The organism is Maritalea mediterranea, assembly GCF_021568695.1.
GTDB lineage: Bacteria > Pseudomonadota > Alphaproteobacteria > Rhizobiales > Devosiaceae > Maritalea > Maritalea mediterranea.
Genome location: NZ_JAKGTI010000001.1, coordinates 1,483,367 through 1,497,504, shown reverse-complemented (window position 1 = coordinate 1,497,504; position 14,138 = coordinate 1,483,367). Strand labels below are relative to the sequence as shown.

General features: G+C 54.2%; 13 protein-coding genes. 1 reads left to right on the top strand and 12 read right to left on the bottom strand.

Going from position 1 to position 14,138, the window contains the following annotated elements:
- Nucleotides 1-143: 143 nt before the first annotated feature.
- A complete protein-coding gene (locus tag L1I42_RS07280; protein WP_236113817.1) occupies nt 144-1,010 on the top strand; it encodes an ATP-binding protein in 867 nt (288 codons plus the stop codon).
- Nucleotides 1,011-1,044: 34 nt separating this feature from the next.
- On the opposite strand, the gene L1I42_RS07275 is transcribed toward L1I42_RS07280, so the two are convergent.
- The 12 genes from L1I42_RS07275 to argS form a co-directional block, all read right to left on the bottom strand.
- The gene (locus L1I42_RS07275) at nt 1,045-2,433 is read right to left on the bottom strand and encodes a peptidoglycan DD-metalloendopeptidase family protein (protein ID WP_236113816.1); all 1,389 of its coding nucleotides are present in this window, start codon (nt 2,431-2,433) and stop codon (nt 1,045-1,047) included.
- Nucleotides 2,434-2,486: 53 nt separating this feature from the next.
- Nucleotides 2,487-3,149 (bottom strand): protein-L-isoaspartate(D-aspartate) O-methyltransferase, encoded by a 663-nt coding sequence (locus L1I42_RS07270; RefSeq protein WP_236113815.1) that lies wholly within the window; start codon nt 3,147-3,149, stop codon nt 2,487-2,489.
- Nucleotides 3,139-3,933, bottom strand: coding sequence for a 5'/3'-nucleotidase SurE (surE, locus tag L1I42_RS07265; RefSeq protein ID WP_236113814.1), 795 nt, complete (start codon nt 3,931-3,933; stop codon nt 3,139-3,141). Before surE ends, L1I42_RS07270 begins: the two co-directional genes overlap by 11 nt.
- On the bottom strand, nt 3,934-5,211 hold the full coding sequence (gene serS, locus L1I42_RS07260; RefSeq protein WP_236113813.1) for a serine--tRNA ligase: 1,278 nt from the start codon (nt 5,209-5,211) through the stop codon (nt 3,934-3,936). It lies immediately after the preceding gene.
- A gap of 38 nt (nt 5,212-5,249) precedes the next feature.
- Nucleotides 5,250-6,077, bottom strand: coding sequence for a twin-arginine translocase subunit TatC (gene tatC, locus L1I42_RS07255; RefSeq protein ID WP_236113812.1), 828 nt, complete (start codon nt 6,075-6,077; stop codon nt 5,250-5,252).
- On the bottom strand, nt 6,074-6,886 hold the full coding sequence (gene tatB / locus L1I42_RS07250) for a Sec-independent protein translocase protein TatB (protein WP_236113811.1): 813 nt from the start codon (nt 6,884-6,886) through the stop codon (nt 6,074-6,076). The genes tatC and tatB overlap by 4 nt, the downstream gene beginning before the upstream one ends.
- Before the next feature lie 55 nt (nt 6,887-6,941).
- On the bottom strand, nt 6,942-7,163 hold the full coding sequence (locus L1I42_RS07245) for a twin-arginine translocase TatA/TatE family subunit (RefSeq protein WP_236113810.1): 222 nt from the start codon (nt 7,161-7,163) through the stop codon (nt 6,942-6,944).
- Nucleotides 7,164-7,218: 55 nt separating this feature from the next.
- Nucleotides 7,219-8,340, bottom strand: coding sequence for an ABC transporter ATP-binding protein (locus L1I42_RS07240; RefSeq protein WP_236113809.1), 1,122 nt, complete (start codon nt 8,338-8,340; stop codon nt 7,219-7,221).
- 3 nt (nt 8,341-8,343) lie between these two features.
- Nucleotides 8,344-9,027 (bottom strand): SMC-Scp complex subunit ScpB, encoded by a 684-nt coding sequence (gene scpB / locus L1I42_RS07235; RefSeq protein ID WP_236113808.1) that lies wholly within the window; start codon nt 9,025-9,027, stop codon nt 8,344-8,346.
- Between the two features lie 93 nt (nt 9,028-9,120).
- Entirely contained in the window at nt 9,121-9,924 is an 804-nt protein-coding gene (locus L1I42_RS07230) for a segregation and condensation protein A (RefSeq protein WP_236113807.1), read from the bottom strand.
- Nucleotides 9,925-10,041: 117 nt separating this feature from the next.
- Complete coding sequence (locus L1I42_RS07225; protein WP_236113806.1) at nt 10,042-12,297, bottom strand: SPOR domain-containing protein; 2,256 nt, start codon at nt 12,295-12,297, stop codon at nt 10,042-10,044.
- Between the two features lie 86 nt (nt 12,298-12,383).
- Nucleotides 12,384-14,138: an arginine--tRNA ligase gene (gene argS / locus L1I42_RS07220; RefSeq protein WP_236113805.1), complete on the bottom strand. Its 1,755-nt coding sequence runs from the start codon at nt 14,136-14,138 to the stop codon at nt 12,384-12,386.

The following is a 14,138-nucleotide window of genomic DNA, read 5'->3' as shown; positions in this document are numbered from 1 at the left end:
TGTGGCTTTTGTTCAATTCAGATTTCAAATAATCTGCAATAGAACCGAAGCCACGGGTTGGTTTGGTTTTGCGGGAATATATAGGGGGGATTTTCGAAATGCAAAGCGAAAACCCCACCTTTTTTCATGAGTTTGGAGCAAAAATGAAATTAAGTGAGTTCCTGGCCGATATCGCACAGTCATTACGCGTGTTGGCCCACCGTCCTGGCGCAGATCGTGTGCAGCTGACAGATGCAAACGCCTACCAATGGGAAGGTCATGTGTGTCAGCTTCTGCCGGTTGCGCGGGTCAATCGAGTCGATCTTGATTTGCTTCAAGGCATTGAACCACAAAAAAAGACTTTATTGGACAACAGCTTACAGTTTGCCAAGGGGTTCGGCGCCAACAACGCCCTCTTGTGGGGCGCAAAAGGCATGGGCAAGAGTTCAATCGTCAAGGCCATTCACGGGGAAATTGCTGAACGTGCGGAAACTGACCCCACCATTCGTCGCCTGATCCTTGTGGAAATCCATCGAGAAGATATCTCCACCCTGCCCGAATTGATGCGAAAGCTTGCCCCGCATGACGCTCAATTTCTAATCTATTGTGACGATTTGTCCTTTGATCGGGAGGAAACCGATTATAAGGCACTCAAAACAGTGCTGGATGGCGGCCTGGAAGGACGCCCAAAAAACGTGCTGTTTTATGCCACGTCCAACCGTCGGCATTTGATGGCGCGCGATATGATTGACAATGAAGCGCGCGCTGCCATCCACTCCAATGAAGCCAATGACGAGAAAATATCGCTTTCTGATCGGTTCGGCCTGTGGATCGGCTTCCACAATTGCGATCAGGACACTTATTTGCAGATGATCAACGGCTATTGCGCTCATTTCGGGATTGAGGAAAGTCCTCAAGACTTGCGGGCACAAGCGATTGAGTGGGCGCAGACTCGCGGATCACGATCCGGGCGCGTGGCCATTCAGTTCGTTCGGCACTTGGCCGGCAAAAAAGGGCGCGCCATTTCCTGACGCGCCCTCTATAAAAAACGTTTTTTTTGAAAGCTTAGCTGGCCAGCAATGGTGCTGGATCAACTGGTGTGGCACCTTTGCGCAATTCAAAGTGCAATTGCGGACGGGACACTGAGCCGGTAAAGCCAACCAGACCGATTTCTTCGCCGCGACCAATCTGCGCGCCTTTGGACACACTGATGTCTTTCAAATGGGCGTAGGCTGATACATAGCCATTGGCGTGTTTGATCAACACCAAGTTGCCATAGCCTTCAACCGCATTGCCAGTGTAAATAACTGTGCCAGAATCGGCTGCTTTCACGGAAGTGCCTTCTGGCGCTTCAATATTGATGCCAGTGTTTTTGGAGGCCTTAAAGTCCCGGATCAAGCGGCCAGAAACGGGCCAACGAAAGCCTTGCGCTTGGGGCTCTGCCTGAGGCCGAGCCGTAACTTGTTGTTCTGGCACAGAGGCGGTTTTAATCTCATCCGGTTTCGGTGCCGGGTTCGTTGCCGCTTGAGGTGCAGGTGTTACAGCGACCTGCGGCGTTGATTTTGTTTCTTGAGCCGGGGCGGCCGCGACATTCAGGTCAGACGGACGCGCAATCGGTGTCGGGCTGATCTGGGAAGCATCGCTTTTTGGCTGCGCAGCTTCGGTCACTGGCTTAGCTTCAGCCACCTTTTGTGGCGCTGGTTGCGCGGGTGCCTTTTGCGCGATCAGGTCCGGACGACCTGGAATGATGAGTTCCTGGCCAACAAAGATGCGATCGGCTGAGGCCAGACCATTGGCGGTGACAATCGCCTGCGGACTGACATCATATCGACGCGCGATCACATAAAGTGATTCGCCCGCTTCAATTTTATGCATGAAGGCATTTTCCGGCACCAAGCGTGGTGTTGCGGCGGTTTGTGTTGCCGGTGGCTGCAAGGTTTGCGGCTGTGTCTGGATTTCGGCAGGCGAAGTCGACGCTGTCATGGTGGTGTTACTCTTTACTGGAAGTGGTGACAAACTGGGCAAAGGTTGCTGCGAAACCTGAGACGGTGTTGCGGCCACATTGCCGAAATTAGAGTTAGACGCCTGTGTCTGCGGATATCCGCCCGCTAGCAACGGGTCTTGTGAGCCTGAACCAGCCGATGAATATACAGGGCTGCCCCCCACGTCTGCTGGGGGCGTGAACGGCGCACTATTGTTCTGGGCCACACGGACCGGCGCTGCCGACTGGACGTTATTGCTGGGCATTGCGCCAACAGCTGCAGGCATGGCCTGATTCAAATCAGCGTTTTGAGCCGTATTTACGGAATTGGTAACCAGAGGGCCTTGGGCGATAAACGGCGAACGCGCTGTGGTGCAGCCTGCCAAAATTCCGGCGACACCCAGGACGGTAAGAAGGGCGGCGCTGTTTTTCAACAGCCGTGACTTTTGGCGCACTATCATGGTTTTACTCATACTCAATACAACTTTACTCACCCCAATATAAATTCATTAAGGTAAAGGGGAGTTTAAAGAGTTTGAGATTTTCCGTGCATTAGTGGGGCCAGCCGAATGCTTCCCACCACATCCTCGGCAAATTGAGTGCCCAATCGCTCGTAGCGCACCAGCTGCTGCAGCTCGTTCGGGGCCCCGATCGGCGCCAGCAAATATCCACCGTCGGCCAATTGATCCATTAGCTCCGGCATAACCTGCTTGACTGAGCCCGTGAGAACAATCCGATCAAAAGGCTCTTGCAGCGGCCACCCGGCTAGCCCATCCCCATGTTGGCTGACAATGTTAGAGATGTTCAGCTGTTCCCAACGTGCCTGAGCCTGGCGCAACAAGGTGCCATATTTTTCAATGGTAAACACACGCTTGGCGAAACGGGACAGCAAGGCAGTGGCATAGCCCGAACCAGTGCCAATTTCGAGGATTTTACTCACCGGTTCATCAAAATTGAGTTTGGAAAGCATTTGCGCCACTTTTACCGGTGACGTCATAGACTGGCCGCAGTCTATGGGCAACGCGCAGTCCTTATAGGCATGGGCGGCAAATTCATCCGGCACAAACAGCTCATGCGGCAGCCGCTCAAACGCGTCCACAATTTGGCGCTGGGTGATCCCCTTTTGCCGCAAACTCAACACCAAAGAGGCCTTCGCCCATTCTAACTCTGCCGGCTCGTCATCCTTCATCACGACTAACCTTTGAAAATTGAAGCGTACCTGATAGCCGTTCCAATTCTGTCATATCGGTTTGTTGAAGCAATAGTGGGGTTACGGTAATGGCGTTATGGTCCAACAGGCGCACACAATCAGCTTCTGGCGTGAGCGGTTTAGGCGTTTCAAGAATGGCAACAAAATGTTTGCCCGCATTGTCGGACGGATAATATTCGAAGGGCGAGGTTGAAAACCGCTGATGCGGCACCACTTCAATGCCGCTCACCTCATCTGCCGTGCAGCGGGGAAAATTGATATTGTAATAGGTCTCAGTGCCACGCGCGCTCTTGATTATCTGCTCAACCACTTGTGCGCCATAGGCTTTTGAACAGTCCCATTCGATCAAATGTTCGTTGGAGAAATCCATGCTTTGGCTGAGCGCAATACCCAAGGCCCCTTGCAAGGCCCCTTCCCGCGCACCCGCGGCCGTGCCGGAACAATTCACCAAGTCGGCTATATTTTGGCCGCGATTGACCCCGGAAAGCACGATATCAGCCGGCTTCTTTTTGAGCAGATGGGTCATGCCCGTCACCACACAATCGGCAGGCGAGCCATTGACCGCATAAATCCGCTCGTCGCGTTGCTCGATTTTCAACTCTTGGCCAAGGGTAAATTTATGACCGACACCAGATTGATTGGTGAGCGGCGCAACCACCCACACATCATCAGATATCTGCCGCGCAATTTGTTCCAGCACCTTGATGCCCGGTGCGTCCACGCCGTCATCATTGGTGATTAGAATGCGCGGCTTTTTGGTCATTTAGCCCGCCGCAATCACGGTCTGGCCGCCCATATAGGGTTGTAGCACATCGGGTATGGCGATCAAGCCATCTTCTTGCTGATAGTTTTCCATCACCGCAATCAAGGCCCGGCCAGTGGCCACGCCTGAGCCGTTCAATGTGTGCACATATTGCGGCTTGCCATCTTCATCGCGATAGCGTGCCTGCATGCGACGCGCCTGATAATCACCCGCCACAGAAACAGATGAGATCTCGCGATAGGTGTTTTGTCCGGGCAACCAGGCTTCAATATCGTAGGTACGTTGCATGGTGGCGCCCATGTCGCCTGCGCAAAGGCGCATCACACGATATGGAATATCAAGTCCCTTCATCACCGCTTCGGCACAACCTAGCATGCGTTCATGCTCGTCCAAAGAGGTATCTGGCGTCGTCACGGCCACCATTTCTACTTTGTAGAATTGATGCTGACGCAGCATGCCGCGCGTGTCTCGCCCGGCGGAACCGGCCTCTGAGCGGAAACAGGGGGTCAAAGACGTAAAGCGCAAGGGCAATTCGTCCTTGCTCAGCATGCTTTCGCGCACCAAATTGGTCAAAGACACTTCAGACGTTGGGATCAGCCAGCGATCATCGGTTGTTTGGAACGCATCTTCGGCGAATTTGGGCAATTGGCCGGTGCCGAACAGCGCCTCGGAACGGACCAACAGCGGCGCCACCACTTCAGTGAAACCATGCTCACGTGTGTGCAAATCAAGCATATATTGGCCAAGGGCCCGCTCCAGCCGCGCCACATCATTTTTCAGCACCACAAAGCGGGAGCCTGCGATTTTTGATGCGGTCTCAAAGTCCATTTGGCCTAGGGCTTCGCCCAGCTCGTAATGCTCTTTTGGTTCGAAATTGAAGCGCTTGGGTTCCCCCACCTTGTGGCGCTCCACATTGGCGTCTTCATCGTCACCATCCGGCACATCATCAAGCAACAAATTGGGTACACCGGCCAGAATTTTATTGAGTTCAGCAGTCTGCTCGCGCTCCTGATCCTCGCCGGCCTGCACTTTTGATTTCAAATCGGCCACTTCGGCCAAGAGCTTTTGCGCTTTTTCCTCATCGCCCTGGGCTTTTGCCTGACCAATCTGCTTGGAAGAGGCATTGCGCTGCTCTTGCCACTCATTGAGTTGCTGGACTGTTTTTTTGCGCTCATCGTCAAGAGCAATCAAAGCATTCGCCAAAGGCTCGGCGCCCCGACGCGCCAGAGACCGGTCAAAAAGGTCTGGATTGGCGCGGATCCATTTAATATCGAACATTCTTCATCTCCGGCAGTTTGCCGCTATTATTTTTATGATTAGTTGCTGGAATCTGTGTCGGTCTCAAGAGGTTTGCGCGATCGCTCCACAAAGCGAACGGCAAAAATCGACAGCTCATAGAGCAGAAATACAGGCACAGCCAAACCGATCTGCGTCATCGGCTCTGGCGGCGTTAAGAACGCGGCCAAGGTCAAAATGCCAACAATGGCATATTTGCGCCAGGATTTCAGATTGTCAGAACTGATCAATTCCGCTGTGGCCAGCAACACCAGAACCACCGGCAACTGGAAGCAAAAGCCAAAGGCCAGCAACAATGTCATGGTGAGTGACAGATATTCAGATACCCGCGTGACCATCTGGATTGACGCCTGGCCAGAGCCAGTTTGTTCCAATGAAATAAAGAATTTCAGGGCCAACGGCATCACGCCGAAATAGACAAGGCTTGCGCCCAGCACGAACAGAATTGGTGTGGCCACAATAAAGGGCAAAAACGCTTTGCGTTCACGCTTATACAGCCCAGGCGCGATGAAGCGATATATCTGGGTCGCGATCAACGGGAAGGCCAGGAATATGGCCGTGAACAGCGCCACCTTCAACTGGGTGAAGAAAAATTCCTGTGGTGCCGTATAAATCAGTTCCACATCTTCGATGTTGCCCACCGCGCGTTCAAACGGGCCAAGCAACACGTTGAATATCTGGCTGGCAAAGAAAAATGCCACCACAAAGAAAACAGCGATGGCCGCCAAGGAATAGATCAAGCGCTGGCGCAGCTCGACCAAATGTTCCATCAATGGCGCTTCGCTTTCAGCAATCTCCTGATCGTCAGATTCCTGACGTTTTTGCTGATCGTCAAGGAGCTCGGTCATGATGATTGCTCCTTCTTGCTGCTGGCGCTGGCACCCGTGGTCTTACGGGGTGCCGGCTTCTTCGCCGCAGCTGTTGTTGTTTTTTTTGCCGCGGGCTTTTTGGCTGTCGGCTTTTTAGCGGCAGGTTTCTTCGCGGCACTGGTGGAGGTGCTGGCCGCTGTTTTGCGCGGCGCTGACGCCCGTTTGGCCGTGCTGCTCTTGCGTGTGGTGCTGCTTGTTTTGGTCGCCGTGCTGGCCCGCTTACGTGCCGGGGCTTTTTTCGGCGCTGTTTTGGTGGCTGGTGCGCTGGTCGTTGCGGTGGCGGCTTTCGCCTTTTCGGCTTTTTCCGCCGCAACACGTTCCTTGGCAGCGGCCTTAACCTGCTCAGCATGTGCCGCAGCTTCCGCGGCCCGCTCCTGCCCGCGTTTCACCGCCTCTTTCATTGAAGCTGCTGCCGCTTCGGGATCAGGCTGTGGCACAGGGGGAAGCCCCGCCGCCTCGCGAATTTCATCAGCGACGCTTTCACTCCCCTCAACCTTCGGCTTGATTTTGCCTGTAGGCTCAACGCCAGATTCGCTCACCTTGTTGAACTCGTCAGAAATTTGTTTTGACGTTTGATTCAACGGATCAGTGAGTGACTTCTTGGCATCTTTGAATTCATCAATTGCTGCCACTTTGTTCAGCTCTGATTTGAATTCGTTGCCCATGCGACGCACAGAGGAAAAGACCTTGCCCAATTGGCGCAACAAAGCGGGCAAATCTTTTGGCCCCACGACAATCAATGCAATTGCCGCGATGATCAACATCTCGCTCCAGCCGATATTGAGCATAGCGCTCCTCATATGAATTTTCGCCGATTAAAGGCAAATCAGCTTGGCTAAGTGATTAGCCCTGCTTCTCTTTTTCTTTTTCTTTCTCAGTAGCGGTAGACTCGACAGTTTTATTGCTCTCGATCTCGCCGGTCTTTTCATCGTCATCCTGCATGCCTTTACGGAAGGCTTTGATGCCGGAAGCGACTTCGCCCATCATGCCTGAAATTTTACCGCGGCCAAACAATAGCAAGGCGGCGATGGCGATGATGAGAATACCCCATGGACCCGGATTCATTCTCTTACTCCTTCAACTGGTGATCTCAATTCGATCTACACACCATCAAATATTGTTAAATCGCATCAAACACAAGCACGTGTTCGGGATTTATCGCAATATTTACATCCAAACCAGGTCGAATATTGACATTGGTTGGTTGGCGCAAACGAATTGTGTTGTCGATGCCCGCCACGGCAACCTCCAGCGTATCAACGCCCAACGCATCGCGCTTTGCCACAATACGGCCCGGCGTGCCTTTGCCGCTGGTGTCGATATAGACTGCGCCAATTGGGCGCATGGCTACGATGACGCGGGTCCCGTCAGCCCGACCAGCCGCGTCCACATTGCCGAACGGTGTGGTTGCCACGCCATTATGCACAATTGTGGGAATCTCGCTGATGGGCGAGAAGAAACGCGCCACATCAAGATCTTTGGGCTGATTGTAAATTTCGTCCGACGTCCCAATCTGCGCAATTTGCCCATCGCGCAACAGTGCAACTTTATCCCCGAAAATCATCGCTTCTTCCGGGTCATGGGTGACCAAAATACAGGTCGCCTGCGTTTCACGCAGCACGGCGAGCGTTTCCGCCCGCACACTTTCGCGCAGGCGCGCATCCAGCGAAGAAAAAGGCTCATCCAACAGCAAAAGACCGGGCTTAGGCGCGATGGAGCGCGCCAGAGCCAAACGCTGCTGTTGTCCGCCAGAGAGCTGCGACGGATAATCATCAGCACGTCGATCCAGACCAACCCTTTTAAGTGCGTGCAGCGCCTGTTTGCGCGCCTCCTCCCTGCCCAGAGACTTCAACCCATATTCTACATTTTGCAAAATGGAGAGATGAGGAAACAAAGCAAAGTCTTGAAACATCAGGCCAATGCCACGTTTATCCGGCGGTACGGTAACACCTTTGGCAGACATAACACGTTTGTTGATCAGAATACGCCCATCGTCAATTTCCTGCAGGCCAGCGGCTGCGCGCAAAATGGTCGATTTGCCTGAGCCACTTTCGCCCAACAGGCATAAGATTTCACCCGGCGCCGTTTCGAAGCTGGTTTTATGCAGCACATGGCTGTTGCCCACGTTGCACTCTACGTCCTGAAACTCCAGGGCCGCAGCGAAACTGATGCCCGTCGTGCCGCGAGGGCCCCAGTTTACATCAGATTTGGCGGGCCTTGTTTCCAATTTGGATTGGGTCATAAATCAGTTTTTGTCCGGGTCTTGGGCGGTGTTGAGTTCACTCAGCAGGTCGTCGCCAGCATCATCGGGTTCAAGCGGATCCTCATCTTCGGTTAATGCCCCATCTCGCGGCTTAGGCACGCTGAAATCGGGCGGCAGATTGGAGGACAGTAGCCCTGCACCTTTCAACTCATTGAGGCCAGGCAGATCGGATATCTGCTCCAGGCCAAAATGGTCAAGAAATTCGAGTGTTGTGCCATAAGTGACGGGACGGCCTGGCGTCCGCCGGCGGCCACGCATGCGCACCCATCCCGCTTCCATCAACACATCCAGTGTGCCCTTGGAGGTTGCGACGCCGCGCACCTCCTCAATCTCCGAGCGGGTGACCGGCTGGTGATAGGCGATAATGGACAAGGTCTCCAAGGCCGCGCGTGACAAGGGTTTTTGCTCAACGTCATCCCGGCGCAGTAGATAGGACAAATCCTCAGCAGTTCGGAAAGCGAACTTTTCACCCCGCCGCACAAGATTAATCCCGGCATGCTGATAACGCTGCTGCAACTGGTCGAGCAAATCGGCGATGTCTGCATTTTCGGACAGAAAAGGTCGTAAATCCTCCGCCCCCAGCGGTTCTTTCGCCGCGAACAACAAAGCTTCCAACACCCGCAAATTGCGCGTGTGAATATCGCTATGTTGGTCGTTTTGGTCCATGAAATCGCTTTCGACGCTCGTTTGACAAGTTGTGCGCCCTTTCGTTGGGCAATCCTTGCCTTATCTAGCAACTTTCAGAAAACTGTCCAAGCATTAGTTATCGTCTGGCGTTTTGGCCGCACGCCGCCGAACCATCAGCGGCGAAAAAGGTGAGGATTGGCGCATTTCTATTTGGCCCTGTCGCACCATTTCTAAACTGGCGGTGAATGAGGAAGCCAAGGCCGTCACCCGCTCCTCGTCCGAAGCCAGATAATCTGCCAGATAGGCGTGCAACGGCGCCCAATCCAATGATTGCCCGATCAAACGTTCCAGAATTTCTTCAGCCTCGCTCAATGACCACACCGTGCGTTGCTTTACCGCATAGTCCTGCGGGAAAGATTTTTCACGCTGTATCACATAGGCCCGCAGCAAATCGTAATAGGTGGCCTGCCACTGGTTTGTTTTGGTGGTTATAATCGTTTCAGGGTCACCCCTGTGATGAATTTCTCGGCCCAATCGCGGTCGACTTACCAATTTGCCAGCGGCATCGCGCATTGCCTCCAACCGCTTGAGCCGAAATTGCAGCAAGGCCGCCATTTCTTCGCCGCTGGGCTCCTCATCTTCATCGTCATGCGGCACCATCAATCGACTTTTCAGATAGGCCAGCCAGGCGGCCATCACCAGATAGTCTGCCGCCACCTCGATGCGACGTTCCTTGAGGGTTTCGATAAAGCCCAAATATTGCTCAGCAAGCGACAGCACGGAGATATGCGCCAAGTCGACCTTCTGTTTGCGCGCAAGGTCGAGCAGCAAATCAAGCGGGCCCTCATAGCCCTTCACGTCCACATACATCACGCTGTGGCGCGGCTCCGGCTGTTGGGTGAACTCTTCATCCTGCATGGGCATATTGGGGCACATTGGTTGTTTATCCTTGCGGCCTGAACAGAAATCATGGCGCAAAGATAAGCGCAGGGTCAATAAAGCCCTGCGTTCATCAACTGTTTTATGCGCGATTGGGCAACTTAGGGTCAGAACCTAGTTGTTGCGCACGAAGCAATCGCCGCCAGATGCCTTAACATTGTTGCAGATCGCGTTGGCAGCCTCGATCGAGTTGGCAGGCACCAAGACACGATAAAAAGTACCGCGGTCATCCAAATCGACGCGGTTGACGCCCACTGTCTGGCCACCTAGTGCGTTGGCATATTGGCGCGATACTGTCGAAACAGTTTGCTGAGCAGCTTCAGGGCTGCGCTGAGATGCCAATTGAACATAGAATGGCGCACTCACCGGGTTTGTCGTGGCGTTGACCGGGGCTGAGCTTGTTTGCGGTGCAGGGGTGGCAGGTTGCGAATCGGGCACCAACCCCAGAGGCTGATCATCACCGGAGGTGTTGATCGTCGGGGCCGGATTGTTCAGCACCGCGGAGGCCAATGGCTGGTCTGTCCCCAAGCCTTGAGGGCGCGCGGGTGGTGTTGGCGCGGTCGCCACCTCGGTCGTGGCAGTCTCCTCGCCCGTTCCTTGCTCACTGGCGGCCTCTTCAGAAGCATTTGCATCAGTTGCGCTTTGTTCGCCGCTCTCCGTACCGGACTGTTCAGTGGTGCCTTCAGCCACGTCTGTCAGGGCTTCCCCGGCATTTTCAGCACTTTGGATCGCCTGGCCGATCGGATCGTCAGAAAGCGGTGTTCCTTCACTCTGACCACCGGACACGTCTGGCACATTCGGACGAATATCTGGCAATTGCTGGGCCCCTGCTGACGCTTCGTCACCCGTAACGATGGTCCCGTCTGCGAGCACAGTCACCGTTTTGACTTTTCGGTTGGTCAGACCGCTTGAGCTGTCCTGATTGTTGCTGGACGGCGTAATGACGCGCGATACGCCTTCGCCGGACGCGCCGCCCGTGTCATCCCGAGAGACAATTTGTTCGGAAGATGTATCCTCAGGTTGCCCCTCTAGCGCAGAGAAAACCGTCGGTGAATCGGTGTTTTCGTCTGTGTTTTCAGGTGTCTGCTTCACGTCAGTGTTTTGTGCCGTAACCAACGGCACATCGCCGTCCGGTTCACCACCAATAAAGTTCCAAACGGTTACGCCGCCTAGCCCCAGCAACAGGAGCGCGGCGATGCCGCCAGCGTAAAAAGGCAATTTGTTGCGATGATTATCAGCCTTCACCTGGCTGCCGCCCTGGCCATTTTGGGGCATGCCCTGCGCGTCACTCAGATAGGGCGCGCTCGATTGCCGTGCCGCTTCGGCAGCGGGGGTCGGCGCAGCTTCTGGTGCTGGCCCAACTGGTGCTTTTGCTTTTGGGGGCTCTGCAGCATCCGATGCCGGGCGCGCTGCGGCCATTGCCGCCAAAATGGCGGCTTCCGCGGCGCTTGTGGGATCCTCGTCCTGACTGCGGTCGCGTCCGGTCTGATCTCCAGGTGTTTCCAGGTAAGAATGGGGTGATCTGCCCTTTTGACCGCCGGATGTGTGTTGTATCAACCGTTCGATTTCGGCCAAAGGATCGTTTTCCACCGCAGCAGGTGCCTGCACCTGGTGCGTTTTCGGCTCAGATTTCTCTGCTGCCATTGCTGGTGTGGCTGCTTCTGCCTGTGGTTGCTGATCCGCAACCTCTTCCTGTTCCATATAAGGCTCGTCCGCAAAAAGAGCATCACTTTCGTGATCATATTGCGGTTCAACAGGTTTCAGCTGTTCAGCCTCTACATCCTGAGTAGATAATGATTGCGGCGCACCGCCTGTTTCATCTGCTTTGGAAATGAGTTCGGCGATTTCATCTACTTCAGCGGCCGCGTTCACTTCTTGCTTTAACGCTTCAGCAGACTGCCGTTCTTCTCTTGTCTGGGCTTGTGGGGCTACAGGCTCAGGCCGAGGCTCACGCTCCGCTTCAGCCACCAGCCGTTCCACATCCTCACTCAGACGAGACGGTGTTTCCTGCTGTTGTTCGCGCTCGGCACGGTAGCTGCTGGCAAAGTCAAACTCGAAAGGATCAGTTGATTGAGGCTCCGCAGGCTCTTGCTTTTTCGGCTCCGCGGGCGTGGCGAACGTTGGCTCCTGACGTTGCTCACGACGATCTCGCTGACCAGAAAAAGCAGAGGATTTTGCTGAACTTGATTCAGTTCCAGACGAGACGGTTGGCTTTCGCTCTTCTGTCGGGCGCTCTTTTTGCGCACGCTGCTCAATAGACTGTGACACGGATGCGCGTTTTGCATCGTCTGCCACAATGCGGGCCAATTCGGCAATCAGATCATCAGACTGATCGAGGTCTTGGTCTGCAGGTTTTTTTGAATCTGCCATTTAATGGTCAGCGCGCAACCGCGCTGCCCCTATAGTTAGAATAAGCATTCGCCCCGAAGGTAGATCAGCATAGCATTGTGCCTGAATTATGATAGCTCTTCAGGCGCTGAAACGCCCAAAATCTTCAGGCTATTTCCCAATACTTGCCGAACTGCATTCACCAAAGCGAGTCGCGACAATGTTATTGTCTGTTCATCAAGGTTAACAAATCGTAACTCTGGCCGTTCTTTCCCCTTGGTCCAGAAGGTGTGAAACGCACTGGCAAGGTCATGTACATAGAAAGCAACCCGGTGTGGCTCATGAGATTCCGTTGCCCCGGCGATCACGCGGGAGAACTGTGCGGCCACTTTAATCAGCTCGATTTCGGCTGGATCGCTCAGCAGGCTCAAGTCCGCTTTCTTCAATGCCTCCAAGGAGATATCCAGGTCCGGCAGGTCACGCTTGGCGTTGCGAAACACCGAGCAAGCGCGGGCATGGGCATATTGCACATAGAACACCGGATTGTCTCGGGTTTGGGCTGTGACCACATCAAAGTCAAAGTCCAGCGGCGCATCATTTCTGCGGAAAAGCATGATAAAGCGCACCACATCGGGGCCGACTTCATCCACCAGATCGCCAAGGGTGACGAAGGTCCCTGCCCGTTTGGACATTTTGGCGGGCTCGCCATTGCGCAGCAAATTTACCAGCTGGCAAATCTTGACATCCACATTGGCCTCACCACCGGACACGGCTTTGCCTGCGGCCTTCAACCGCTTCACATAGCCTGCATGATCAGCACCCAGCACGACAATCTGCTCGTTAAAGCCGCGCAGGTATTTGTTGCGGTGATAAGCAATGTCGGCTGCGAAGTAGGTGTAAGAGCCGTCAGACTTCACCAAAGCGCGATCTGTGTCATCGCCGAAGTCAGTGGCTTTAAACAGGGTTTGCTCGCGGTCTTCCCAATCTTCGGGCGTTTTACCTTTGGGCGGCTCAAGGGTGCCTTGATAGACAAGCCCCTCGTCACGCAACCAATCTAGCGTTTTATGGATGTCCCCATCTTCGCCGTGCAACTGCTTTTCCGAGAAGAAATGGTCGTGATGCACACCGAGTTTGGCCAGATCAGCCTTGATCAACGCCATCATTTCGTCAAGCACAATCGGCTTGATCTTCGCGACGGCGGCGGCTTCATCCATGTTTAGAAGCTCGTCGCCAAACTGTTTGGCCAGTGTTTCGCCCGCCGGGATCAGATATTTGCCTGGATAAAGCCCTTTAGGGATTTCCCCAATATCCCGCCCCAATGCCTCGCGATAGCGCAGCAGGGCGGACTTGGCTAAGACGTCAATCTGGCCACCCGCATCATTGATGTAATATTCCTTTGACAGATCATAGCGAGAAAACGCCATCAGCCGCGCCAAGGCATCGCCAAAAACGGTGCCCCGCGTGTGGCCCACATGCAAAGGGCCGGTCGGGTTGGCGGATACGAACTCGACATTCACCTTGCCGCTGGGCGCTTCTTTTGGGCGACCAAATTCGTCGCCCTCTTCATTGATGGTGGCGATCACATCCTGCCACACGCTGGGCGACAGCCGCATATTGATGAAGCCGGGTCCGGCAATATCGACGGACTCGACGCCCTCAAAAGCGCCAATCTTTTGAGCCAGTTGCTCGGCAATGGCCCGTGGATTGGACTTGAGCGGCTTGGCCAGCACCATGGCCGCATTGGTGGACATATCGCCATGAGACGCATCGCGTGGCGGCTCAACCACAAATCGGCGCAACACATCCGGTGTTTCGGCCAATTGTGGGAACAATGCAGATAGAGCATCTGCAATACGCGATTGATATAAAGCGAATAAATCCAT